The following is a 24,163-nucleotide window of genomic DNA, read 5'->3' as shown; positions in this document are numbered from 1 at the left end:
ATTTATGGTTGACTTTTCATAGCTGGTCTCCATGTTTTCTTTTTGTTATGTTTCAAACTTACGTTTATATCTTAACTGTAAGTCGAGTATATATTCTCCCTATCTAAAAGTCTATTGACAAAAAGTATAATTTTTTTAATCTTATTTTGTGCATTTTTATCAGTTATATTGACCATTACTGTTCTTATTATCGTTATTGCATTTTCACTTTCTATATACTACAATATACATAAAGCTAGAACTTAACTCTATCTATAACAATTCAGGAAATAATATAATCCAGAAAATCTGACAAGTTTTTGCGCTCTGCCAGACTATATCAAATATATAATTTATAAAACAGCTACCATAACAGAATCAGGAGAATCTTATGAGTGAAAAAGGTTTAACCAATATCAGCGTAAAAAAAATAAACAGATCAAAAGTTTATCAATACATCTACAGAAAAAAAATAACATCCAAGCTCCAGATCGTTCAGGATTTACAGATGGGATTGTCCACCGTAAGCCAGAATCTGAACCTGTTAGAGCAGGATGGCTTAATAGAAAAAAATGGATATTTCGAATCCACCGGCGGAAGAAAAGCAAATGCGATTCAGATTGTATCTGACTTCAGAATTTCCATTGGCATTGGTATTTTAAAGAATATGTTCCATATCACTGCCGTTGACCTGTACGGAAATGCACTCTATACCAATACCATTCCATTTCCATATTCCAACACGCCGGATTACTATAAGCAGGTCACCGATAAAATCAAAGAATTCATTGCCACAAATCAGTATGATGAAGAAAAGATACTTGGTGTTTCCATCGCTACACAAGGAATCACCTCCCCTGATCACTCTACTGTGCTTTATGGAAATATCATGAACAATACAGGCATGATACTGGAGGACTTTTCCCGTTATCTGCCTTATCCATGTTATTTGGAACATGATTCAAAGTCTGCTGCCTTTCTGGAATTATGGAAACACCCGGAACTTGACAGCGCCGTTGTCTTTCTACTGAATCGTAATCTCGGAGGCGCTATCATCACAAACCACCAGATTCATCAGGGAAGTTCTATGCACAGCGGCACGATCGAACATATCTGTATTAATCCAGATGGACCTCTCTGTTATTGCGGAAACCGCGGCTGTCTGGAAACTTACTGTTCCGCCAACGCTCTGGAACAGGCTGCCGGTATGAATATAAAAGACTTTTTCTCTCTTTTACGCGAAAAAAAATCTCCCCAGCTTACACAAATCTGGAAAGATTATCTCCATCACCTGGCCTTTGCCATGAAAAACATTAATTTAATTATTGATGCGCCTATTATCATCAGTGGTTATCTGGCACCATATTTTTTAGAGGACGACATTGCCTACCTGACTAAACATATCAATGTTTCCTCACCATTCGCATTAAACAAAGAGCACATTTTTGTTGGCACAAATGGACAATACACTCCTGCTATCGGGGCTGCATTGTTCTATGTAAATCAATTTATACATGCAATATAATAAATATTACGCTGCATAGTTATTCGTACATGGCGGTGATAACTCAGAGGAAACTCAGAGTAAGATTCAACAGTTACATCAGAATTTAAAGGAAGCTAAATCTGATTTGGAAGATACTGAATATCAACAGTATTTAAGTGACCAAGAGCAATTACTTGACACATTCTACGATGAAACAGAGGAATGGTTAAATGCTCGTTTAGACGACCTTGATGGTCTTATTCAGCAAGTAATTGAAGAAACAAATACCAACGCAGGAAATATCAGTCAAACTAGAACAGATATTATGGTCATTAAATGGTATACATGCCACTATGAGAGCAATTCAAGTATATGATGAATTTAGTGATGATATGCAGAATTTATTCTGGGTAATAATGAAAGAATTGGAACGTGACGTTGAAGCATTGAGTAATCTTAATGAGCAAAAATAAAATTTTAGGGTATGTAGATTAATTTCTACATACCCTATTTTTTACGATTTTTCCTCTTCTTGCACTGGAATTTACTTTTTCAAGTCAGCTCCACATTTTAAATTTACGTGGACGAGATGTGGACATTTCAATATTATTCTCGTCCACATACACTTTTATAAAAAAAAGAGAGCCTTCGGATTTCTCCAAAGACTCTCCAAAAAGCCTATAAAATCAAGCTTTCTATTTAGAATTTGCCCTCATCAGAAGCCTGCTCTACGGAAGCAGTGGGGCTTATATTTACAGCATTTGTAAGCATTTTTGTGTATTACCAGCGTATTACCTACCACTTTTCATAGCAATTTAGACCACTTTTATTTGCCGCTACCGTTTTTTATTTTTGTTAATTCTGCAATATTTTCTAACTAAAATGGTATTCATTTTTGTTGAAATAATTTGGAGCAATATTTCATTTTTTTAATGGTCCTGTTTTAGTAACTATATATAGATCAGTATCATCCTTACATTCTGAAAATTTGTAGATCCAACCATTTGCTTTTAATACTTCAAAAATTTTAGTAACAACTGGATTTTTTTGATATGTTCTTTTTACATTACGCATGGTAAATATTCTCTTGAGTTCTGGAACACCAAGTTCATCAAAATGCTTTTTACAAGTTTCCTCATTCAAATAAACTAATTGACTAGCCCATAATTGTATTTTTATATCTATACTATATGAACTCTTAGTTATCAAATCAGAAATCAACTGATCATCAAGTATAAGATCTTCATCCAAAATAATTTGATTAATGCTATCTTCCGCAATTTCGTAGATTGCATTTTTCATTATATTGGAATAAGATGAATAATTCTTATATATAACTTTTGCATCACTTGAATCAAAATTATTTTTTATAATATATGCCGATAGCTCATCGGAATATTTTTTGTTATATATAGGAATTTTATCTGCTGTATAAGCAAGCATTGCTATTTTTTTCGGATCTCCAATATCCAAATCCAAAACATGTAAAGCCTCATCTAAATTAAAATCAATCTGCGGAAGGATATCCAAATAAGATGTCACATTCGCATCAATAAATGTCATAACAAGCGTTGGATAATACATACGAATATATTTCAAAGCATCGACATGCATTTCAATAATATGATTTTTTATCAAAATACATACTTTTTCCTCACTAATATCACTATTTTCAAATGTTTCCAATACATAATTTAAATTATTTAATATTTCTTCGTATCTATTATTATTGATATTGTTATTTATTATAATTTTATCAAAAAATTGTTCCGTAATATCTGAACCATAAACTTGTTCCATACCGGAATAATCGATTGGTTTATTTAAGTTATTAATTGTATCAATTAACACCTGATCTAAACCAAAGTTATGAAAATAGTGTGCAATATTATCCACAGATATAAATACCAATTGCCTTGTCAAGAGTTGCGACCACAAGGTTGTATTCTTAACTTTCGATAAATCATAAATATTTGTGAATAAATAATTTATATATTGCTTCTTTAAATTTTCCTCAACAGCGTCATTATTAAGAATTTCTATTACACAATCTTCTTCATCTTCAATCCTCTCTTCGCAATTATCAAGTATAATTCCTACATATGTATTTATATTTTCATTTACATACATTACAAGTGGTTCATTCCGCATGGATTGTACTAATGTGTAATTTTTATGTGTAATATCAGCAGTATCATCTACACCATATTGTGTTTGCAACATTAATTTAATATTCTCGAAAGACAAATCATACAAATGATTTTTATAAACTGCTAAAAATAACTTTTCTTCAGATTTCAAATAATTGATCGATATAAATGATACCTGCAATAAAGAAAGTTGAGAAATTATTGTATCAATCCGTGCATTTGGAATATTTAAATAGTCATCCTCATTTGATATATATTCACTAAGACAATTATCAACATTAACCAGTTGCAGTATCGGAGCATCTGTATAGTATAATGTATCTATAGAATATCTCCGAATTTGCTCCGTTGAAAACTTACCGCTTATTTTTGCAAAAGAGAAAAATTCTGGCCACTGCTGGTTTAATTTTGAAATGAACAAACTATCAAATTTACCTGAATCGTAAAATTTTGCCACAAAATCAAATCGATGATTTTCCTTAATTTGAACAATTACTGTGTACAAATACTTTTGATATTTTGGATTATCCTGTTGCATAAGAATACCATAAATAAGATCAAAATTTAAAGTCTCCTCTTCTGAAAAATCCACTTCACGTAAAACAGGAGATTCCAAAACTTTTTTAACATCCATTAATGAATATTCAAAATCCGCACCCAATTTATCTGTTATTTTTCTCAAAAAGATTTTGTCATGGGCAGATATACTTTCCTCATAAAAGTACGTCATATAGTCATTGTATGTTTCATCAATATAGCCATCCCGAATAAGGAATTTTAATAAATCAAAGTATGAATTACCTTTAATCTCTTTATACTCAAATGTCTTTCCTATTACATTAGATCCCTTGATCATAAATATTTCATCTGCATTATCTCTATCAATCAATTCATGTAATTGCTGTGTTTTTATAACCATCAATTGATGATCAATATCAGCTATACGCTTTTCATATTTTAATTTATCGCCATTTATACGACTTTGGATTGTATGCCGTCTTGCTTCCTTCTCGTTCTCCATAATCGCCCATTGTTTTTTCCCCTCCGAAGTAAGAGAAGAATATCCATAATTATGTGGTAAGTTATTATATTTTACATTATATAAGACATTCAGTTCTTCAATAGTATTCAGTAATTCCGCATCAATCTTTTGAATTTCTTCTATAAGTAACTGCTTTTCATTTTCCAAAATTTCTTTCTTTTTTGCACTAAAATAATTCTTTTTTCCAAAAAGCTCATGGACATAACCTCGCCCAAGTTGTAAATCACTGAAATCCCTTGGAAACAAATTTTTATACACAATGATTGCTAACATTTTATCCCATTGCAATTCCGTATTATTTAGTCTGTTCATATATATCCGAAATTCATTATATATATTTTTTAATACTCTCATATCATCTATATAAAGAGATAAGCGTTGTAAAAAACTTGCATCAAAATGTGTTAAAAGATTTTCTTTCTTCATAAGTGATATAAACTTATCATATGAATTGGAAGCATCCAGAATAGGAATAACAGGTATAATATAATCAAAAAATTTCGTGCGATCCTTCGTTGTAAAAATATCATCACGCAATAAATAAAAAAAACGTAGTGGTTTATATTCACCAGACTCAGAATTTTCTTCTAAATATTTCTTTTTATGAAAATTTGTTAAATTATTTACTTCTCGTAATCGAACAAAAATTTCATTTGAATCAAACCGATCCATATCTTCAAATACAATAACATCTGCCTCCACTTGTTCAAAAAGATAAAGTACCTCGTTCAAATATTTATCAAAATAAGATTCGTTTTGTGTTTCGAATATTTCTATTGTATTTCCTTGATAGCTAATTTTACGAAACAAATTTTTATTTTTCTGTACGGTTATTATTTTATGAATGCATATAATAGCACTAATCACAAAAAGTAATGTTGCAATAATAATTGCATATCCACTTGTAAAAACTGATAAAAATTGTTTGATTCGTTCTTCTTGAATTTGTTCAACTATTGTTGGGACTTTATTTGATATACGTAAAAAAGCTCCACTGCACAATAATATAGATATCAATACCGTTAACTTCTTGATATCTTTTTTCCCCATATCTTTTTTGATTCTAAAATTGGTTTGAGGAATCCGTTTCACTGGAATCTGATGTAATAATTGATTTAATATTTTTCCTTCAATCCAAGATTCTTTCTTAGAATCATCTGAATCAGTTTCTTCAGGGCATTCAAAATGCGCTAATGAAATATGTACAAATTTTTTATCAGGATGTTTTTTCTTGTATGTCTCAATAATACTGCTTTTTCCTGCACTGTAAGGACCAGAAAGAGCAACATTTGTAATGTCATCATTTTTTAAAGAAAATTCAATTGCGTCTTCATATACAGAAATATCAGCATTATCAATAGGTGTTAATTTTTGAAAAGTTATATTTTGTCTATCGTCCATAATGAAAATACTTCTCCTTTAGTATGGAATATCATATTCGCTATTACTATCTAAATAATTATATCAAATTTCATCTCATTTGTAAGCTAAAATATTTCATACTTTCATATAAGTCTGTAAAATCTTCACATAGCAAAAGGCATTCCCACATTAGATGGAAACACCTTTTGTCATTTTCGATATGCTATTGACAATTATCAATTTTGTATCCCGTAAATTCATAAAACAACTTAGGACTGATATAATAATCATAATGCTTACTGCCTTCTCTTTTAAAAGCAGTTCCGATGGGTAAAATTCCTTGTACCAATCCCTGCCTGATATATTGCTGATCTTTCCCCATAATTTTTGCTGCAAGAGCAACCGGGATATTATATCCATCAAAAGTTTCGTTTTCACCACTTTTATACATACCAGCCTCATCTCCTTTCGACATCATTGACCTTCATCTATTAACTGTTTAAAATTTTAGCCATTACAAAATCTGCATTATAACGATAACTCCTAAAATGCCCCAGGGCAACCATTGATAAAATTTCTTCATTCTTATAGCGGATTCCCATTGCTTTCTAACTAACTCAATGTCTATACGTTGATTACTATGGCCATAGGGTATCACCTTTTGAAAGATTTTTAAAAATTCGTCTAATTTATAATTTCCGCCTCTCACTTCAAATAGATTTTCTTCTACCAGCACCGAATTAACACAGATCTCACTTTTCCGCTTCGGATCTTCTGTGATCTGAATCAAAAAAGCCTGTTTCTTCTTATTAAACATAACGTCCGTAATATCCGAAAAATGTATCCAGCAGGACTCATATACATTTCCAACTGCCTGATAGCATTTCAAGGTCTCCTCTTCAATGGAAATCAAACTGTTTGCTACTTCTGTCACCTGCTCCTCGTATATGCTCCGTTTCTTCCATAATAAGATAGCGGTCCAAAAGAAACTGCCTGCTGCCACACACCAAACTATATAGCAGGCATGTATTCCAAATATGACTGGAAGAAACATGCATAGGATGCCTGCTAAAAGATAGACCAGCATGAAAATCAGACAATTTAATGCCCGCTCATACGCGGTTATTTCCGCCCCCTGCTCTGGGTAAATGCATTTTTTTTCCATATACACTACCTCGCAGACCGGATGACACGTGAAATGATACCGATTGCTACTTCCTTTTCTTCGTCCATTCTTGTACAAATAAAATATACGTCATCCTTTTTGCGTGGCAGTAGCTGACGGTCTTCCACCGAATGAGCAATCGCATTCGTCCCAACCTGCAGGCGAATAAAAATCAAACCATCATGGATTCCCGTTACTGTTCCGATATATTTTCCCTGCTTTTTGCATGCGTAACATGTGGTATGGTCTAATGATTTTCCTTCCACCGTAATACTCAGTTTTCCACCCGCTTCCTGGATCTTGTGAATCCGCACCAGCGTCGTATCTCCTACGCGGTAATGTTCCCTGGCATCCGCCATCCACGCCCGCACTAACTCATACGTCCTGATGAAACACTCCAGGCCAAAGCACTCCAAACGGAGCAGATGTTCTGTAACCGCCAGGATTCTCGCTTCCACAACGCTCCCTTCCTGAATCAGTGGTGCTTCGCCTTCCACTTGTGGGCGGTAAAAGTTTTGCACTTTTTTCTCCATTGCCTTTTTTCGTGATGCGACCACCGAATGTGTCGCAGCATCCAGTTTTAATACGATGAAATCAATCTCACAACCAATCATGTTAGATGTGATACGGATCTTCTTGGTCATATCCCCCTCATCCTGTTCTGACAGAATGATGTTCATCTCTGTTACTGGGATCATCACACGATAGCCCTGGTAATCTGCCAAAGCCACATTCACAGTTTTTCCCTCTCCAATGGAGTGCCGCTCCATGGAGATCAGCATGCCTGTCAAAATCTTCTGCTTGAGCATGGAATTCTGTAATTCGTGCCAATTCAGATCATCGGTTTCATTGTCATTTTCATATACAGATGCTGCCAGACGATCTAACGTGATGATCTGATCCGTACCGGTCACCGGCTTGCTTACCGCTCCCTGCCCTTCTGTTCCGGAAGTTTCCTCCACCTGCAGCATCTTTTCTTCTTTCAGTTCCACAATCTAGTCCTTTCTTATGATGTAGTTTATTTTTGTTGTTCCCATATTGTGTATATACTTCGATTTACCATATTCGGAAACTAGACGTTATTCTGATTCTGGAACAGCTTCTCAAAAAACGCATCCAGATTTGTGTCGGAATCCTGCTGCCCGTTGTCGCTTTCCCCTGACATTACTTCCACTTCCAGATTTTTATCTTCTACAAACGGCTTTTGTGCCTCTTTTTCTTCTGCAGCCTGTACCAGATCTTCCTCTAGGTCAACAAACTTCGGTTTCCATTCTTCTTCAAATACAGCCTGTCCATTTGGGAACCTGCCCTCTGTCGCATATTTTTCTTCCATTTTCTTTCGCTGTTCCAACAGCATGGTCCTCTGGTTCCCCCATCTCTCACTGTCTTTGACTACATAACGTTCCGGATCAGAAACGGCTTCGCGCAAAAGCTCGCCCCGACTTTTATATGCACAGCCTCTTCCACTGATATCATGTCCCTGTTCATACCTCCAGACCGGAAGAAATGCCTGTGGCATGATACGCCGCAGTTTCAATGCCTCTGGATGTTTATAAAATGGGAACTTTTTGAGTCGTATCATCTTCGTGCCCCGAACAAATAAAAACATCTCATCGGTATCAAGCCGCATGATTTCGTCCGGTGTGTATACCGGTCTCTGACCAACACCCGAATTTCTTGCCATATCCGGCACATAGTCTGTCAGACGCACTGTTTTCAGATTTTTCCGGATGGTCTCCACTTCAATGGTTGACAGTCCGGTCAGTGCTGAAAAATATTCTGCTGTCGTGGATTCATTGCATCCTAAAAATAACCGGAAATCACAGCCGCCGACCAGTTCTTCCCATACACCATCCGGATAACGATTTTGGAACTGTGGAATGTTCTGAACCATCAAGACCATTCCAATATCCCGACTTCGCGCCGTTGCCTCCTTCTGCTGGATGCTGTCAATGATTCCGATGTTGGGCATTTCATCAAGGATGAAATAGACCGGCACATCACATTTTCGTGCTGGCTGCCGGTCGGCATAAGCCATTATTTTGATAAACGCCATGGATATCATAAGGGCATTGAGCATGTTATACGTTGTCGTTGTATCAGAAGCCATGCAAAATATCGCCGTTTTCTTTTGCGCCATCCGTTCCAGATTGATCTGCTGGTAACCTGTCATCCGCTTGATTGCTTCATCCTGAAAAATTTTCAGGCGGGAACCAAGTCCCAGAATCGCATTGCCTTTATTCTGCGGGGATTGGCAGAACAAGTTATAGGACTGTCTGGCAGGGTGCGTGACCGGAAGTGCAAAAAATTTTGCGTCCAGCGATGCTGCTGATTCCTGCAAAAGCATGTTATATGCCGTACTGAACTGATGCAGTTCCTTGGGCATGACTGTGACTACATATAGCACCAGGGCCTTGAGCAATACTTCCTCAATGTCGTTGAAAAATGCTTCGCTGTTAATACTTGTCGTATTCTGGATGATCGTGTGACAAATAATGTCGACGTATTCCAGCTCCTCTTCCCCACTGATCTCCTGCAAAATATCCCATCCATCCGAATTCCAACGGTTTGACAGATTCCACAGTCCAACTTCATATCCTTGGGAATACAGATAATACACCATGTCGCCGCACAGTTCCCCTTTGGGATCTGTGACACAGAAAGACTCTCCTCGTATCACGCATTGGATGATCATGTTTCTGGAAATAGCAATTGATTTAAACGATCCCTGGGAGCCCGCGACAAACATATTTCGGTTATATGGCGAGTCACGAGGAATAGACACCACCTTTCCATCCATTGTGGTTCCCAGAATAATGCCATCCGTCTCCAATGCACTGTCTGTGATTGACAGATAGTTTTTATACTCCTCTTCGGTTGCTATCCGGCTAGTCCCATAGGTTCCCTTGGCAGAATAAGAGAAATTTCGTTCATCTTCGTTATCCCTGGAACGTCCGACCACCTTAATGTACAGGATCAATGCCACGATCAGTATCAGACTTGTGCCATAACCAATGTGCCCCTGCCTTGTAATTACTGCTACTTTTACTGCATGAAGAATGCCAAATGACAAATCTCCCTCTGGCTTCGCCAGGATTGCCAGGCATCCGCCCGGATATAGGGCACCGCAGACAATACATAGCACTTTTACATGCGTATACTTTGTATGTTCTTTCTTTGGAATTTTTCCCCTCCACTGGGAGAATGTCTGCTGCATTTTTTCAATATAATAACGGTATCTCATATGCGCCTCCTTCTACTTTGGATATACGTCAATGAGATACTTTCAGAAACTAAACTTTCATCGAGTTGCACAAGTCAACTAGTATAAATCCACCGGCTATTCTATACTATAAGCAATAATGGAATATGCTTTGACACAACTCATTTTGCCAACTTACAAATGAATCGAATCAATTTCAACCCAAAAGTTTGTTCTGTAATAAATTTTTTAAACTTTTTTTCATTTGTATGAAAAATATTTACTTTGACAGTTGTATATATAGTAACAGGAGTAAAAAATATGAACACTTATGATTACAACATTTCGGATATTGTAAATAAGTACAGCAGGCATGTTGCAATGCTATCGTACACTTATACCAAAAATATCGCTGATGCAGAGGATATTGCTCAAGATGTCTTTCTACAATTAATAAAAAGCAATAAGGAATTTGAAAATGAAGAACATTTACGCGCATGGCTTTTTCGCATCGCTATTAATAAAAGCAAAAACCTTTTAAAAAGTTTTTGGATTAGCCACCGCAGTGATTTTCCAACAGAAAATATTTCAATACACGAAAAAGATTATGATTTAATTCTGTCTGTTCTCGAATTAGAACCAAAGTACCGAATACCTATTCATCTTTTTTATTATGAAGGATATTCCATAAAAGAAATCAGTGCCATTCTTCATGAAAAGGAAGCTACTATCGGAACCAGGTTAGATCGCGCAAGGAAAAAATTAAAAGACAAATTAGGAAGTGATTACTATGGATCATAAAAAATATAAACATGCATTTCAGCAAATCCGTTTCTCTGAACATTTAGAAGAAGATATTCTTTCAAACCTTGAAAAACGGAATAATAAAAAAACGCGTACTAAATTATTTTCACGTGTTATTTTTACAAGTGCTGCTTCCCTATGTGCACTTACATTGATTGTTACACTTAACAGATCGGATTCTCTGGATTGCGATTTGCTATCTGAAAATTCACTTGCAGAACTAGATAACATTTCAAATATATCAGTCTGCCAGACGACTACTACTGAAAACCAGAAAGTCGAAATACCTGATCATGAAATGGTTATTCTTGATCCTGACAGTGAAATTGAAAAAAATAAAATTGTTTCTTTTTCTGGTGAAACTAATCATGCAGATAGCAATTATGAAATTGGTTATATTTATAATGGAACGTACAATAAATTAGACGGATTAAACAATACCCCATCATTTGATGAAGCATTTTGCACCACAGATACAGGAAAATACTACGTGTGCATTTCAAACTATTCTGCTCAAGAATTGTCTTTTGACACAAAACTAACAATAACTACGAATGATTTAATATACCATACTAACTCAGTATATTTATCAAAAGACAGTAGCATCACAATCCAAACTGATCTTATCAGTGAAAATTGTATTGCATATTACATTGAAAATTGTCAGACAAAAAAATTGACAAAAATTCAATCATCAACAAAAAAAGCAGCAATTAATGCAGATGGATCATACCGCATTTTTGGTATTACATCCCAAAATACTATTATTGATTTGAAAGATTGCCTTTCTATTGAGCACTCTGTTACCCAATCAGATAGTGATTCTATTATCCCATTATGTTATTGATACTGTCATATGTATGGACTATGTAAGGAGGTGATAGTTTAATCATTAAATATACAGCAATACCAAGGAGGTCCTTTATGAAGAAAAAATTATTATCAACCCTGTTACTTGCAGGGACACTTTTAATAGGTTCTACAGTATCTGCTTACGCACAGGATGTTTCTTCCGATCCACTTCAGCCATATGAAGATCGGTTAGAAGAATTAAGCACTGAACTGGGTACTGACTTAGCAATCGTTGCTCCTGAAGATGGAACCATTGAAGATGCTATCGATTTTTATTCTAGCATGTCTATGGATGAATTTGACTCATATGTAAAAGATGCCTATGAAGAAGCGGAATCTTTAGATGTGGTTACAGAAGAATATGTATCTGAAGAGTCCTCGTCCTTGGACGTTGCACCTTTAGCCAGCATTGCTTATTATCAAAAATATTTTTACAACTCCGGAAACACCAATAACTATCTCTATGTTCGAGCATATGTAAACAGTGATACTTCAAAGTACACCGGAGAAGTATATGATATTGGCAGTGTTCAGAAATCATATCCATCATACAAATGCAAATCAGCAAGTTATAGTTTCTCCAGCAATAAAAAAACGATCACCTGCAATTACAGAGTAACGAAATATTTATCTAGCACACTAATAGAAACTACAACAAAAAATATCTCTTGCACATTTATAGCAAACGGTGGCAATATATCTGCATCTGGCAGCGTTTAATTATTTTAAAGAAAAGTGTGGAGAGCATCATGAGGTGCCCCCACACTTTTCTTTTTTGGGCAATCTTTTTCCATTTTAAGACATAGTCATCTTTTTTCCAAATCTATACCTAACAGTCCAATTTTTGCCGCCCAAAAACATGCATCCCGGATTCCCGCAATATAGGAGAGATCCGCATATCTGCCATCCAATTTCTCTAACGACTGGATATAAGCATCAATTCTGCTTCGTACCTCTTTTTCCAGTGGCAGATCCTCATACTCTCTTAACAGCTTCTCCAGATTTTCAAGTTCCATCTTATAAACCGAATCTGTTTTTGCATATTGATTCCGGGTAATATCGATTGCTTCTGCTACGGTTTTTTCCAATAATTCTTTACTTAGCATTTCATTACTCCTTTTCGCTTGTTCGAATATATGTTCTGTATATTTATATACGTTTTTTAAAGGAGTTTCATAACAAAAAAATCGCCACAATCGTGACGATTTACAAACTTTATTGTTTCATATGATCATTCTTTGGCTTTAGCTCTGAAAAGTCTGCTTCGTTTTCAACCGAAATAGCGATCACTGGATTTTTCAATCCCTTCCCATCCAAAAATGCAATCCGATCTGCAGAATAGAATTTCTGTTGTTCGAAACCTACTAAAACCGTCTGCACCTCTGCTTCTGGTGGAAACTGCTCTAAATAGCGGATCAAATCCTCGTTCTGCACGTTCATCCCCCCTTGCGCATTTCACATTCTACTTATCAAGTACCTGTTCGCAAGTATATCATATTCGGTCAGAAAACGCAAACATACATTCGACTATTCTTTTCCCAATTTTTCCAGATATTGCTCCATGTCCTGTTTTTTCACACTAAATACCCGGATATTCTCGCCATCATTGAGCCAGTGTACAAACTGCTCCTGTTCCCTCAGACATAATACGCCTAACTGCTGCCGTTCCTGCATGATCTGCACACATGCGGGTAAATATAAGGGAAGCAATGAGATGACAGGAATCTGGAAGCGATCCCTTAACCTATTCTTTAATCCATCCACAAGCTCTGGATGAAAAAACAGTCGCAAAAAAATTGTCCCTGCGTTTCCATTCGGGATATAATACATCCCCGCTTCCGGTGTTACGCGGTTATATGCCTGGTTTCGGTGAAACAGACGATACTCCTGTTCTTTGACATAATTTTCCATGATGATCTGCTCCATATCCGTCCCAAAGATGATCTGCCTTGCTGTTCCCATCTTCCCCCATAATTTAAACAACGTTGTCTGTGTATTTTCTTCCACCGCTTTCATCCACTTGATATTGCGGTCTTCCATATTGTACAGCAGAATTGCCTCCTGCTGGAAGATCAGTATCCCGCACAGTTTGCTCCCCCTGTTTTCGTCGCTTTTCCCTTTGATCTCATATGGCGCATAATAGACCGGAGCTGTGTCTGCCTGTTCCCGCTGGTTCGATAACGTTTCCTTCTTTTTGGGTTCATAGAACACCCCTGCCAGATACATATTATAGATTACCTGACTGATGGTTGCCCTCCGATATGACTTTTCCTCATTGACCGCCAACTGTCTTGCTTCATAACGCGCCATAATCCCAGGCACATCTTCCACAATCTGCATGACAGCATTCTTTTTAATATGAAGGGTACGGGGATGACAACCAAATATGGTCTCTGCCTCACCTTTTTCCTTCATCTGCTGCATCATTTTTTTGTAATATGGTTTACTTCCACAAAGCTCCATGCAGATTTCCTTTTTGATTTCCCCGCCGGACATTGCCATGATGAGCAATATGCGACGTCGGATGGATTGTTCTGTCATTTATGTATTTCCTCAAAATATCAGGGTGGTTTACGGCGGCGGTGAAAGTTCTCTCTGTGGGATAATTTCTCACGTCAGGTGATTCATCTTTTTGCGATTTCCGAACTACCGCCGCCTAACCTGGTTCGCCCCATTTCCTCACTACTCAGTTAAATGCTGGTTTTCACACCTTTTTTAAGGGTATCTTTTCCAAAATAAATTTCTGACAAAAAGATACCCTACATTTCACAGGCAAAATCAATCCCAAAACCTTTGAATACATGCCTTTGGTGCCAGGTACAAACAGGTCTCATTTTTGTTTTGATCAGTATTGCAGGTCAGGAAAATATTTAGCTCAGTGCCCCGATCCGAATCAACATAGCCTAAAAAATGAAGCAAGTCGATTACCTGTTTGAGTTCCACATTATCGGAATCACGCACCATGTCCGCGGAACGATAAGAATGTTCAACGATCAGAACTGCCCCATCTTTCCAGTGTTCTTTTAAGCGGCTAAAACGTTTCGGATCTGCTACGGCATACTGATAAAGAGCCTGGCGGAGTGTATACATAAAAACACATTCCGGCTTGGCTTTCCGGTGAGGCAACAACTCCGGAATCTGGATCTTGAGCATCTGATCCTTTTGTGTCACTGAAATATCCCACAGGTTCATCTCAAAGATATACTGTCTCGTCGCATACTGCTTGTTTACCTGACTGATGGCAGTATATAAATTTCCGATCCCATTCGGGTTTTTCAAAAAACTCTGTCTCATACGGCAAGCCAGCGTCTCTACTTCTCTTAAACAGTATTCCATTTCTGCAAGTTCTGCTTCATTCTTTGATCCTGACAAACACTTCTCTGTCTTGCCCGGATGCCGACGTTCCTCCTGTACGGATATACCTTGTAATAACTGCTCCATAAATTCATTGTCATACATCGCGTTTCCTCCTGTTTTCTTCCTTATAATTACAGACCAATTACAAGATACTTGTTCTGTAATTAATGCGTTCTCTATTTTTGTCATACTTCGTATACATTAGATATACGGCGATTTTCTATTTTGGGAAACTAACAGAATCTAACAATCTCTTCTTGCTGAAATGCATATTATATTATACAATTAATGTAGTTGTTAATCTTTTAAGAAGGGAGAAGGGAATGGAATCAATCATCATTAAACCGGAGCGTGTGTTTCAAGAGGGGTATCGCTATTACATAAGCTACATCACGCATCCGGTAAAATGGAAATCCGCATTGCGGAAATGGTATTTTATTAAGTATGTCCGGGATTTGGATCTGTTCAGTTTTGAACGACAGCATTATCCTTACAACCTGGTATTTGTGTGCTGCAATCCACCAGAACAGGTTGCCGCCATACAAGCTGACTTTGAACGCCGGTACTTTCAGTATATGAAAACCGGTGATATTGACGGGCTCATTGCTTTGCGGACAGAACGGCATGACTATCCCTGCTAGACTTTCGTCATTCCATACAGGCATAAAAAAAGACGGATGCCATAGGAATTTTCCTTCCTATAACAACCGTCTTTTTTCATTAATATGTTTTATTTTTTAAGTCATTTCCAAAAACATCCCACAAACTCTGCTGTTCCAATTTCATCCGCTTGCAGCGCTTTACGGTTGAGACGGAGCATCCACACTCTTTTGCAGTTTCTGTCACACTCCGTTCCTGTGCCGTCGCCCAGATGTCGATTTTTGAAGGATCTTTCTTCCAATTTGGCATTTCCAGCGCATGAAATGCCTCACTGACACTATACCCCTTGAGAATCGCAAGGCATAGGGCATAAAACCCTTCCTTGATTTTATCTTCCATAGCCAGGTTCATAGTTTTCACCCCCGCCAAAGAACCCATTGCCATTCTCTGTGTCATACTGTACGCGCGTATACACAGCGGTATTTCCTACCATAATAGGATTTTGCCCGCTATCCTGGCATGACATCACACCTGTCTGGCAATATGGTGCTGACAGTCCTGTTCCAGATTCTGGCATTGCTTCTTCTCCGAACTGTTGTGTATAACAGTCTGCACTTACAGGAGCTTCTGAATAATTGTCGTGTTCATCCCATTCATGGCTCTCCTCTGGTGGCAGGTCATATCCGATCATGCTCAGTGCCCTCGCTACTGCTGCTGTCTCTGCACTTTCCAAAAAGTAGTGCCCCGCCGCATGTGCATCACTCCATACGCGCATGGCATGAGCTGTTGCCAACACTTCTCCTTCATTCTCGATCGTTGCCTTGACGATCGCCTGATACGGCGTCATAAGCAGTAGTTCTTTTCGGATCAGCATCTGTGGCATTTCCCGTCTGGCCCATGCGATCCGAAAGCCTGCCTTAAGATAAAAACTGCCATCATCCAGCATGATTTTTCTCTTACATGGATCATCACCCAGATCCTCACTGTAAACGCTGTAACCGGCATCTGACAACGCCCTTCCAATCGCGACTGTTTCCGCACACTCGAAAAAAGAGGGCTCCTGTGGTTCACATCTCCGTTGGGAATAAGCTTCCGCAAGAAGCGTCGCATCATCACGATACACTTCTGCCTTTATCAATACGGACTCCACGAATCCGGGATTGTTATTCTGACGGTCAAACCGCATCAGACTGGTGCGTATCTTCCCTTTTGGATGCTGTTGATAAAATTCTGAAATCCGGAATTTAACCGGCAGATACTGGGAGCCATCTTCCAATATAATTCTTCCCATCTTTCTTCCTTTCTTATTAAAAATAAGAAGCGGCTACATAATACAACCGCTTCTCTGACCATTTTCTATGAGTGATATGGTAAGGCTTCATCCATACCATTTGGGATTGGCATAAACCCGTTCCCATTTGGAATCATGATACCAGGCTCATTTGCATTTGGAGCCATCCCCTGGGCCTGGTTCTGTGTGTAGCCACCCTGGTTTCCACCATAATAGCTTCCCTGGTTTTGGTTTTGTGGCATATAGCCACTATTTGCGGGCATTCCCGCATTAGCTCCATAACCATTGTTTTGCATCGGGGCAGCACCTGCCATGCCATTTGGTGGCAGCTGCATGTTATTTGGACCGGTCTGATAACCGTTTTGCTGCTGTGCATAAGCTCCATACCCCTGATTATTTGGCATCGCATTCCCAGGCATTGTGTTCTCCTGCTTCGGACCGGCAAACGAGGTATCTTCTACCACGATCTCCGTTGTCGTGACCTTCTGGTTTTCATTGTTAACATAACTGCCTGTCTGCAGCCGCCCCGAAATACAGATCTGGGTTCCTTTGTGTAAATACCGCTCCGCAAATTCAGCACTTTTGCCAAAAACGACACAGCTAAAAAAATCTGCTGCCGCCTCTCCCTGCTTTTTGCTCTTTCGCGCCACTGCCAGACGATACCTTGCGATCGCCATCGCATTTCCATTCTTGGAATAACTGATCTTGGGATCTCCCACCAGTCTTCCCATCATTACAACCTTGTTCATTTTTTCCTCACTTTCTGCCTTACGGCTACATTTCTATTACAAAACCTGTATCTTCAGGATTTTGCCGAAAAATAAAAAAACAGCACAACACAGACCATTTCTGATCCATGCATGCTGTTTAACCATGCTTTCGCATTTTATATACTTGCCTAATTGGCATGTAAGACTTCTATATTATAATATATACGCCGTTTTTTCTCTGACGGAAACTTCATATATGCTTCCGGTCATCACAGATGCAGCATATCATATTGATTACTGCCAGGATAAGGTACACCGGGCTTCCAAAGCAATCCGATAATGTCTTTAGATTCCCTACCATAAACCATATCCCGATCTGCATCAGGCACAAAAGAAACAGTATGATCCCGATGCAACGTACAAAAAGCATCGTGTTTTTCCACTGTACAGACAGTGTTTTTCGGAAGCCTGCCAGCACTGGAACCATGCTGCAGCACAGATATGTAATGGTCAGTAGTTTCAGTACGTTTTCCGATACCTGTATCATCTCAAGGTACGTCTGGATCATCACTTAGTGCACCACCTTTCCGATAATGTCCTCACAGCTCATACAGCCAAAACTTCTGGAGTCCATGGAATGCTCCCGGTTATCCCCAAGCAGGTATACCGATCCGTCTGGGACCGTCTGTGCCGGAATATCCGAGGTTTTTCCCACTGTATGATCGGATTCTGATATTTTCTGCCCGTTGACATATAACTGTCCATACTTACAGGACACCACATCTCCACCAATGGCAATGATCCGTTTGAGCAATGTGGTCTTTTCTTCTCCGGCACTATATTCCACACCTACCACATCGCCCCGGTTATATTCCTTCCCACGAAGGAGTAAGATAAACTGTCCATCCTGATAGGTTGGACGCATGGAAGCCCCCTGTACCTGACCGATCCACACATGCTGCATCAGCGCACAAAATACAAACAGTACAAGAAGGAGTTCCCCCGCATAACGGATCATCCGCTTTAATGCCTGTATTTTTCTTTCTTCCAGCTCCTGCTCCCGGCTCAGTTCTGCCATATGTTCCCTGACCGTTTTTATCAGCTCTTTCCCTCTCGCAAAAAGCCCGGTCAACCATTCCATCCACTGCTTCTTTTTCTCTTGTAATTTTTTTCTCATCTGCCCTCACTTATCTGACAGACTTGCAATCACAGCCGGAAGAAGAAGCAGAAAAACAAATCGATCCCTTCTTTGAGGAAATGTCCCATCCGTTTTTCCATCCGTTTTAAAAATTCTTTATCCGCCTGATCCAGTGCTGCCATTTTCTTTACCTCGTCTAATAATTTCATATCCATGTACTCTCCATTTCTCATTAATCTTCCATATCCCAGGCACCAAGGGATGCAGCGATCGCATCCAGGTCCTCTTCATTGAGTGCTTCCACTTCTGGTGCATACACAACCGGCTCTGGCTTTGGAATCGCTTTCTGGTCTGCTTTTTTCTCCTGCCGCTTATCTTCTCTTTGCTCCTGCCCATTCATTTCCGGTACAACTTCGATACGCTCCAATTCCCCAAGTCCCAACAGTTGCTTTTTCTCACGCAGGTACAGATCCAGTGCTTCCGCGATCACATGTGCCTTCGCACGCGTACCACAGCGGTTTAAGAATGCCGCTGCCTGGCAGTGTCCGGCGATCGTGCTGTTAAACCGGATCGTAAACTGATAGGGATTCTTTTTCATGATTGCTCACCCTTCTTTTTTTGCATCACCTGATACAACAATTTATATCCATGTACGTTTCCTTTAATATCCTCCAGAAACATATATCTGCCAAGCAATGGGGATTTCTCAATATATTTTTTCAGAAGGATCGCTCCACCGCCTAAGAACACCACGAAGGAATGTTTCAGGTCAATCTGAAATTCACGAAAAGAGGATAACAGACTGTCTACAAATGCCTGTGCTTCTTCTTCCACCAGTGTAATGATCTCCTCATCATACAGACTGGTGTCCCCACTTAAAATGGCATCCACATCGCTCTCTTCGATGATCGCGTCAAACTTTTTTAAGCACTTTTTATGTATGGTCTGATATAAAAGAGTCAATCCCTGCTCTAGGGAATCCGTATGCTCGATGTCAATCGTGCCACGCACCATGGTCAGATAATCCGTTGTGAATCCACCGATATCAATCCCAACAACGCGTGGGTATGGCTTAATTTGTGTAAACACCGTCATAATGGCAGCATAACATTGCGCGTATACATACACTTTTGTAATCTTCACCCGCCACGTTCTACCCTTATACCACACATATTGCGCATCCGACGTTTTAAAATAAGCTTTAAAATTGTCCTTTAAACGGGCATCCTCCATATGGGCAGGCGGCAATCCTCCAAGCATGGTAATGTAATAGGTTTTATCCGGATCATATGTGATCTCGTTATGGTTTTCCTTATAGTCCAGCTCTTTTGCAATCCCCATCATTGCCAAAACGAAGTAACGTTCCGTTTCTGACTTGTCCCTTAAATATTCCTGCCGTTTATTGGTCAGCGTGTAATATCTGCCCCGGTATCTGATATAATCTTCCGGGCGTGCAGTTGCAGGAATGGTGTTCTGTGGCACCACGCCTGAAATAGAGATTGAATGATCTGTTTTGACCTGTTTGTTTCCCGTGTCGATTGCGATTTCCATCTCTTGATTCCTCCTTATCTTACGTTGTAATTATGCTGTAATTACATGTCTCTATTTATATATACGGATTTGGGATGTGTTTCATAACAAATATTTCTATTTTTCGACATTATTTTCAATCGCTTCCATACACACAAACAGTTCGGTCACCATCTCGCCAAGCCGTTCCAGGGAGATATCCCGGTACTCCTGCCCGTTTTCCTTCCCATCTTCGATATAACAGCACCGTTTTCCCTCTTTCTCATATAGTTTGATCTTTAATTCCATTTATCTGCTCCTCTCGCTTTTTTCTTCTGTCCACTTTTTCAGTATAAAAAAATGCAGCCGCCACAAAATATATGCAGCGGCCGCAACCTTTCTAGTTCACATGATTCTTCTTTCTGTTTCGTGCCAGCAGGGCGATTCCGCCAACAGCCGCCAGGATACCCACGATCATAAGTACATACATGCTTTCTGTGTTTCCTCCGGTCATCGGCATGGTAAGCACTGCTGAATTTCCAATTTCAAATGTCAGGTCATAAAAACAATACTTCTGTGCCGCCTCATCCCAGACTGCCTGTGACAGATCTGCTCCACGCTGTTGTGCTTCCTCTACGGTAAGCTCCATCGGCAAGGTGACGGTGATATTATCCTTCAGGAGATTTTTCCCGTCTGCTGTCTTGATCTCTGTGATCACATAATCTTGTGGGAGCAGTCCTTCCCAACAGATTTTGCCGTCTGCATCGGTACTTGCAATATGCTCATCCCCTTCATCCACGCCGACCAGCCGGAATGATACCCCAGATAACGGGATCTGCTTCTCATTCGCACTCTTCTTGTAGATCGTAATGGAGCCGTACTGTGTCTCATCATAGGCTTCGATCTTCGGATTTTCTGCCAGGATACTTCCACTGCCAGCGACTTCTCCCTGATAGATCTGTGGTGCCACACCATTTTTTTCCTGTCTGATCACCAGTTTCAGTCCGGTTGTCACATCCGTTTTTGTCTCTTCCTGTCCAGTAAAATACATGATTCCGGATAACTGGTAATGCACCGGTGCAGATATCTCCTTACAGGTATAGGTCCCAATCGGGAAAGCAATCGCTCCATCATGCTCATACAGATCATCGGACTGTAAAGTTCTGCCATCCTGCATCTGGTAAGTCGTAAGCAGGTCTTTTTTATCCGTTGCTGAAAATGTTCCGGTATCATCCGTCCGATAATACCATTTCTTTGCAGGTGTTCCGTCTGTTGCTCCATTCACGTTCTCATAATATGCAATCTCAAATATGGCACCTAACAGGGCAGCATTTCCCGGTGCCTCTGCCGAATGTGAGCCAAGATCTAATTTCTGCAATGATAAGTCAAATGGATTACTTGCCGGCTCTTCCTTACAGTTAACCGTTGTTGTCTCTAAAGATTTCACCGTTGCGGCATGGATTCCAGCCGGAAGGGTCTCTTCCTGCTCATTGCAGAGCAGGTACCCGTCCGATGCGGTCAACTCTTTCACGTAATAGGTTCCTCTCCGAAGTGTCACTGTGTTGGAGCTTCCATCCTCTTTCGTCGTCAGCGTCTCCACGCGGTTTGCATCCTGCATGGCATCTTCAACAGACTGATATACCCCGTATACAGCGCCTTTGATATTGTAACAATCATTCTCTTTTGAAAACGCTTCATCTGAAGATGCTTTTTTCAGTGTCAAAAATCCCTTTTCCGGTTCATCCGTAAAGTCGATCTCCACTGCATGGGTGTTTAAAGAAAACGTCTGTTCCCAGACTTCTTCGTTGCGTTCATATCCATCCGGTGCCTTCACTTCTTCCACCTTCCATGTATGGGTTGTCCCCTCTTTTAACGTTTTGAGTTTGTCGCTCACAGAAGCAAGGACACTCTGTTTTGCCTTATTGTAAGCACTGCTCCAGTTTTTATAATCCAGTACCGGCTCATAGGCTTCTGCATAGTCGGTCCACAGGACATTGCCTCTCCAGTGGTAAGCCGCTTTTCCGTCTGCATCCGTAGTCACCGTTGCCACCTGTTTTCCATCCATGGAAACGGCAAATTCAGCGCCAGCTAATGCTGCACCCGTATCAGAATCCGCCTTTGTGATATGTATATCCAGGGACGGTGCCACTTTCTCCCTGGCCTTATAATGTGCCCGCAGGTAAGAAGTCCGGGTAAATACCACCCGGATGGCACCATAAGTTGGTGTAATGGCACTGGTCCATGTACTGACGGACTGGTGTCCGGTTCTGGTATAGATTAAAAATGGTTCACTGCCATTCGGGATCGCATTTTTATAGTAATGGATCGTCGTGGATTTTCCTGCCATGGACGCATCCGAACCGATCCAGATACCGACATTGCTGCCATCCCATCCTTTGGATACCGTTACACCAGTCTGTCCGACAAAAGAAGTATCATTCACTACCCCGTTGGTATCCTTGAGCCAATACGACTGTCCAGCAGTGGCATACACCGTCCATCCATCAAAAGAAGGCAGCTTGTTGTAAGAATAAAACCGGTTCCAGACATCCGCAATGGCAGCATCCACCTTGGCTTTGGTGTTTAAGTGCCCGCAGTTATGTGCGGTATTCCTTGCCCCGTCCGTTAAAACGTATCGACCGTAATTTGCCGGGCTTTCATTTTCCTTGATCTCGGACCAGATCAGGTTTTGGACAAGGACATAACTGCATAGCCAGTCATTACCATAATAACTTTTTGCTAAATAGACCGCTTTGGTTAAATTGTTCGTCTTTTTATAGCTCCATCCGTACTTATCCATCAGCCATTGCGCCGCATCCCCATTCAGCCCGTAAGTGCCACCGGAAGCTCCAATGTTGACGGAAGGCTCAATACACCATGCCAACTGATCACCAAGCATCAAATAGGATTCCGTACAATCCCAACTTCCATCCTTATGGTAACAGGAAAACTGGTTCTCATACTTTATAAGTGTTGCACTGCTTGCTGCCCGACTGATCGCACGCTCCGCACTGTTCATGGTTGCTGCCAGCGGTGTATCGGCACCGGTCATGGAAAATATTTCTTCCGGAAGCACCGTATCGGAAACCGCTGTATCCGCAGCATCATTTTCTGACACAAATGCCCCGGTTACCGTTACATCATCTTCCGGCATGACAATGAGCATGGTATCCGGATAAGCTCCATCCGTTACCGCTGCCCCATCCGTATCCGTAACAGCAAGTGCTGTCCCATCACTGGTTGCTACGGTGAGGGAAGCTAAGTGATAGCCCTCCTGTGGGGTAACTTGCAGATGGATCTGGTTTCCTGCCTGCAGATTGTCATCTTCCTTGAGTGCAATACTGCCATGTTCCAGATTTGCAATCCGGACAGTATAACACGCTGCCTTCTCTTCTGCCGCCATTGCCGGAACGGATAACAGTTCCAGGCATACACTCAAAAGCACCGTCATACACACCAGCAGGATGGCAAGCATCCGGACAGGTATCTTTTTCATACGCATTTTTTACATCGCCT

25 protein-coding genes are annotated in these 24,163 nt (G+C 39.8%); 6 read left to right on the top strand and 19 right to left on the bottom strand.

Annotated elements, in window-relative coordinates:
* Window positions 1-370 precede the first annotated feature (370 nt).
* Window positions 371-1,504 carry an ROK family transcriptional regulator gene (locus HMPREF0373_RS06500; protein ID WP_021738867.1) on the top strand — a complete coding sequence of 378 codons (1,134 nt, stop codon included), beginning with the start codon at window positions 371-373 and terminating at the stop codon, window positions 1,502-1,504.
* Window positions 1,505-1,610: 106 nt separating this feature from the next.
* Window positions 1,611-1,841: a hypothetical protein gene (locus HMPREF0373_RS06495; RefSeq protein ID WP_044963203.1), complete on the top strand. Its 231-nt coding sequence runs from the start codon at window positions 1,611-1,613 to the stop codon at window positions 1,839-1,841.
* A gap of 545 nt (window positions 1,842-2,386) precedes the next feature.
* On the opposite strand, the gene HMPREF0373_RS06490 is transcribed toward HMPREF0373_RS06495, so the two are convergent.
* The 5 genes from HMPREF0373_RS06490 to HMPREF0373_RS06470 all read right to left on the bottom strand — a co-directional run bounded on the left by HMPREF0373_RS06490 (window position 2,387) and on the right by HMPREF0373_RS06470 (window position 10,428).
* A complete protein-coding gene (locus tag HMPREF0373_RS06490) occupies window positions 2,387-6,058 on the bottom strand; it encodes a YobI family P-loop NTPase (RefSeq protein ID WP_021738865.1) in 3,672 nt (1,223 codons plus the stop codon).
* A gap of 184 nt (window positions 6,059-6,242) precedes the next feature.
* Window positions 6,243-6,470 carry a hypothetical protein gene (locus HMPREF0373_RS06485; protein ID WP_044963201.1) on the bottom strand — a complete coding sequence of 76 codons (228 nt, stop codon included), beginning with the start codon at window positions 6,468-6,470 and terminating at the stop codon, window positions 6,243-6,245.
* Window positions 6,471-6,533: 63 nt separating this feature from the next.
* Window positions 6,534-7,184: a hypothetical protein gene (locus HMPREF0373_RS06480; RefSeq protein WP_021738863.1), complete on the bottom strand. Its 651-nt coding sequence runs from the start codon at window positions 7,182-7,184 to the stop codon at window positions 6,534-6,536.
* Between the two features lie 5 nt (window positions 7,185-7,189).
* A complete protein-coding gene (locus HMPREF0373_RS06475) occupies window positions 7,190-8,176 on the bottom strand; it encodes a S1 RNA-binding domain-containing protein (RefSeq protein WP_021738862.1) in 987 nt (328 codons plus the stop codon).
* Window positions 8,177-8,256: 80 nt separating this feature from the next.
* Window positions 8,257-10,428: a VirD4-like conjugal transfer protein, CD1115 family gene (locus HMPREF0373_RS06470; RefSeq protein WP_021738861.1), complete on the bottom strand. Its 2,172-nt coding sequence runs from the start codon at window positions 10,426-10,428 to the stop codon at window positions 8,257-8,259.
* 279 nt (window positions 10,429-10,707) lie between these two features.
* Between HMPREF0373_RS06470 and HMPREF0373_RS06465 the strand changes: the two genes are divergently transcribed.
* From HMPREF0373_RS06465 to HMPREF0373_RS06455, 3 genes are all read left to right on the top strand, one after another.
* Complete coding sequence (locus HMPREF0373_RS06465; RefSeq protein WP_021738860.1) at window positions 10,708-11,187, top strand: sigma-70 family RNA polymerase sigma factor; 480 nt, start codon at window positions 10,708-10,710, stop codon at window positions 11,185-11,187.
* Window positions 11,177-12,037, top strand: a complete 861-nt coding sequence (locus HMPREF0373_RS06460; RefSeq protein ID WP_021738859.1) for a hypothetical protein — start codon at window positions 11,177-11,179, stop codon at window positions 12,035-12,037. Before HMPREF0373_RS06465 ends, HMPREF0373_RS06460 begins: the two co-directional genes overlap by 11 nt.
* A 77-nt stretch (window positions 12,038-12,114) precedes the next feature.
* The gene (locus HMPREF0373_RS06455; protein WP_021738858.1) at window positions 12,115-12,762 is read left to right on the top strand and encodes a hypothetical protein; all 648 of its coding nucleotides are present in this window, start codon (window positions 12,115-12,117) and stop codon (window positions 12,760-12,762) included.
* Window positions 12,763-12,848: 86 nt separating this feature from the next.
* Here HMPREF0373_RS06455 and HMPREF0373_RS06450 read toward each other — a convergent pair whose 3' ends face one another.
* From HMPREF0373_RS06450 to HMPREF0373_RS06435, 4 genes are all read right to left on the bottom strand, one after another.
* Window positions 12,849-13,148 (bottom strand): hypothetical protein, encoded by a 300-nt coding sequence (locus tag HMPREF0373_RS06450; protein ID WP_021738857.1) that lies wholly within the window; start codon window positions 13,146-13,148, stop codon window positions 12,849-12,851.
* A gap of 109 nt (window positions 13,149-13,257) precedes the next feature.
* Window positions 13,258-13,476: a hypothetical protein gene (locus tag HMPREF0373_RS06445; protein WP_044963199.1), complete on the bottom strand. Its 219-nt coding sequence runs from the start codon at window positions 13,474-13,476 to the stop codon at window positions 13,258-13,260.
* A 93-nt stretch (window positions 13,477-13,569) separates the two neighbouring features.
* Complete coding sequence (locus HMPREF0373_RS06440) at window positions 13,570-14,583, bottom strand: hypothetical protein (RefSeq protein WP_044963197.1); 1,014 nt, start codon at window positions 14,581-14,583, stop codon at window positions 13,570-13,572.
* 237 nt (window positions 14,584-14,820) lie between these two features.
* The gene (locus tag HMPREF0373_RS06435; RefSeq protein WP_044963195.1) at window positions 14,821-15,501 is read right to left on the bottom strand and encodes a hypothetical protein; all 681 of its coding nucleotides are present in this window, start codon (window positions 15,499-15,501) and stop codon (window positions 14,821-14,823) included.
* A 221-nt stretch (window positions 15,502-15,722) separates the two neighbouring features.
* Here HMPREF0373_RS06435 and HMPREF0373_RS06430 point away from each other — a divergent pair, with 221 nt between their 5' ends.
* A complete protein-coding gene (locus HMPREF0373_RS06430) occupies window positions 15,723-16,040 on the top strand; it encodes a hypothetical protein (RefSeq protein WP_022036241.1) in 318 nt (105 codons plus the stop codon).
* A 79-nt stretch (window positions 16,041-16,119) separates the two neighbouring features.
* On the opposite strand, the gene HMPREF0373_RS06425 is transcribed toward HMPREF0373_RS06430, so the two are convergent.
* The 10 genes from HMPREF0373_RS06425 to HMPREF0373_RS06390 all read right to left on the bottom strand — a co-directional run bounded on the left by HMPREF0373_RS06425 (window position 16,120) and on the right by HMPREF0373_RS06390 (window position 24,149).
* Entirely contained in the window at window positions 16,120-16,410 is a 291-nt protein-coding gene (locus HMPREF0373_RS06425; protein ID WP_044963191.1) for a helix-turn-helix domain-containing protein, read from the bottom strand.
* Window positions 16,388-17,290, bottom strand: coding sequence for a hypothetical protein (locus HMPREF0373_RS06420; protein WP_021738851.1), 903 nt, complete (start codon window positions 17,288-17,290; stop codon window positions 16,388-16,390). Before HMPREF0373_RS06420 ends, HMPREF0373_RS06425 begins: the two co-directional genes overlap by 23 nt.
* Window positions 17,291-17,355: 65 nt before the next feature.
* The gene (locus tag HMPREF0373_RS16015) at window positions 17,356-18,039 is read right to left on the bottom strand and encodes a single-stranded DNA-binding protein (RefSeq protein ID WP_021738850.1); all 684 of its coding nucleotides are present in this window, start codon (window positions 18,037-18,039) and stop codon (window positions 17,356-17,358) included.
* A 211-nt stretch (window positions 18,040-18,250) separates the two neighbouring features.
* A complete protein-coding gene (locus HMPREF0373_RS06410; RefSeq protein ID WP_021738849.1) occupies window positions 18,251-18,571 on the bottom strand; it encodes a hypothetical protein in 321 nt (106 codons plus the stop codon).
* Window positions 18,572-19,177 carry a signal peptidase I gene (gene lepB, locus HMPREF0373_RS06405; RefSeq protein WP_021738848.1) on the bottom strand — a complete coding sequence of 202 codons (606 nt, stop codon included), beginning with the start codon at window positions 19,175-19,177 and terminating at the stop codon, window positions 18,572-18,574. It abuts the gene before it with no gap.
* Window positions 19,178-19,206: 29 nt separating this feature from the next.
* On the bottom strand, window positions 19,207-19,347 hold the full coding sequence (locus HMPREF0373_RS16715) for a hypothetical protein (RefSeq protein WP_154314888.1): 141 nt from the start codon (window positions 19,345-19,347) through the stop codon (window positions 19,207-19,209).
* A gap of 23 nt (window positions 19,348-19,370) precedes the next feature.
* Window positions 19,371-19,736, bottom strand: coding sequence for a hypothetical protein (locus tag HMPREF0373_RS06400; protein ID WP_021738846.1), 366 nt, complete (start codon window positions 19,734-19,736; stop codon window positions 19,371-19,373).
* Window positions 19,733-20,689 carry a ParM/StbA family protein gene (locus HMPREF0373_RS06395; RefSeq protein ID WP_021738845.1) on the bottom strand — a complete coding sequence of 319 codons (957 nt, stop codon included), beginning with the start codon at window positions 20,687-20,689 and terminating at the stop codon, window positions 19,733-19,735. The genes HMPREF0373_RS06400 and HMPREF0373_RS06395 overlap by 4 nt, the downstream gene beginning before the upstream one ends.
* 96 nt (window positions 20,690-20,785) lie before the next feature.
* Window positions 20,786-20,956: a hypothetical protein gene (locus HMPREF0373_RS16710; protein WP_021738844.1), complete on the bottom strand. Its 171-nt coding sequence runs from the start codon at window positions 20,954-20,956 to the stop codon at window positions 20,786-20,788.
* A 91-nt stretch (window positions 20,957-21,047) separates the two neighbouring features.
* Window positions 21,048-24,149 carry a SpaA isopeptide-forming pilin-related protein gene (locus tag HMPREF0373_RS06390; protein WP_021738843.1) on the bottom strand — a complete coding sequence of 1,034 codons (3,102 nt, stop codon included), beginning with the start codon at window positions 24,147-24,149 and terminating at the stop codon, window positions 21,048-21,050.
* Window positions 24,150-24,163 lie beyond the last annotated feature (14 nt).

Source organism: Eubacterium ramulus ATCC 29099, assembly GCF_000469345.1.
Lineage (GTDB): Bacteria > Bacillota > Clostridia > Lachnospirales > Lachnospiraceae > Eubacterium_I > Eubacterium_I ramulus.
Note: the sequence above shows the minus strand (reverse complement) of the source record. Positions and strands in the feature narration are given on the sequence as shown.

Excerpts from the sequence above, each read along its gene's own strand:
- HMPREF0373_RS06435 (WP_044963195.1), bottom strand. The coding sequence starts at position 15,501 with ATGTATGACAATGAATTTATGGAGCAGTTATTACAAGGTATATCCGTA.
- HMPREF0373_RS06480 (WP_021738863.1), bottom strand. The coding sequence starts at position 7,184 with ATGGAAAAAAAATGCATTTACCCAGAGCAGGGGGCGGAAATAACCGCG.
- lepB (WP_021738848.1), bottom strand. The coding sequence starts at position 19,177 with ATGAGAAAAAAATTACAAGAGAAAAAGAAGCAGTGGATGGAATGGTTG.
- HMPREF0373_RS06450 (WP_021738857.1), bottom strand. The coding sequence starts at position 13,148 with ATGCTAAGTAAAGAATTATTGGAAAAAACCGTAGCAGAAGCAATCGAT.
- HMPREF0373_RS06470 (WP_021738861.1), bottom strand. The coding sequence starts at position 10,428 with ATGAGATACCGTTATTATATTGAAAAAATGCAGCAGACATTCTCCCAG.
- HMPREF0373_RS06430 (WP_022036241.1), top strand. The coding sequence starts at position 15,723 with ATGGAATCAATCATCATTAAACCGGAGCGTGTGTTTCAAGAGGGGTAT.
- HMPREF0373_RS06425 (WP_044963191.1), bottom strand. The coding sequence starts at position 16,410 with ATGAACCTGGCTATGGAAGATAAAATCAAGGAAGGGTTTTATGCCCTA.
- HMPREF0373_RS06485 (WP_044963201.1), bottom strand. The coding sequence starts at position 6,470 with ATGTATAAAAGTGGTGAAAACGAAACTTTTGATGGATATAATATCCCG.
- HMPREF0373_RS06460 (WP_021738859.1), top strand. The coding sequence starts at position 11,177 with ATGGATCATAAAAAATATAAACATGCATTTCAGCAAATCCGTTTCTCT.
- HMPREF0373_RS06455 (WP_021738858.1), top strand. The coding sequence starts at position 12,115 with ATGAAGAAAAAATTATTATCAACCCTGTTACTTGCAGGGACACTTTTA.
- HMPREF0373_RS06465 (WP_021738860.1), top strand. The coding sequence starts at position 10,708 with ATGAACACTTATGATTACAACATTTCGGATATTGTAAATAAGTACAGC.
- HMPREF0373_RS16715 (WP_154314888.1), bottom strand. The coding sequence starts at position 19,347 with ATGAAATTATTAGACGAGGTAAAGAAAATGGCAGCACTGGATCAGGCG.
- HMPREF0373_RS06440 (WP_044963197.1), bottom strand. The coding sequence starts at position 14,583 with ATGACAGAACAATCCATCCGACGTCGCATATTGCTCATCATGGCAATG.
- HMPREF0373_RS06420 (WP_021738851.1), bottom strand. The coding sequence starts at position 17,290 with ATGGGAAGAATTATATTGGAAGATGGCTCCCAGTATCTGCCGGTTAAA.
- HMPREF0373_RS16015 (WP_021738850.1), bottom strand. The coding sequence starts at position 18,039 with ATGAACAAGGTTGTAATGATGGGAAGACTGGTGGGAGATCCCAAGATC.
- HMPREF0373_RS16710 (WP_021738844.1), bottom strand. The coding sequence starts at position 20,956 with ATGGAATTAAAGATCAAACTATATGAGAAAGAGGGAAAACGGTGCTGT.
- HMPREF0373_RS06400 (WP_021738846.1), bottom strand. The coding sequence starts at position 19,736 with ATGAAAAAGAATCCCTATCAGTTTACGATCCGGTTTAACAGCACGATC.
- HMPREF0373_RS06390 (WP_021738843.1), bottom strand. The coding sequence starts at position 24,149 with ATGCGTATGAAAAAGATACCTGTCCGGATGCTTGCCATCCTGCTGGTG.
- HMPREF0373_RS06500 (WP_021738867.1), top strand. The coding sequence starts at position 371 with ATGAGTGAAAAAGGTTTAACCAATATCAGCGTAAAAAAAATAAACAGA.
- HMPREF0373_RS06395 (WP_021738845.1), bottom strand. The coding sequence starts at position 20,689 with ATGGAAATCGCAATCGACACGGGAAACAAACAGGTCAAAACAGATCAT.
- HMPREF0373_RS06490 (WP_021738865.1), bottom strand. The coding sequence starts at position 6,058 with ATGGACGATAGACAAAATATAACTTTTCAAAAATTAACACCTATTGAT.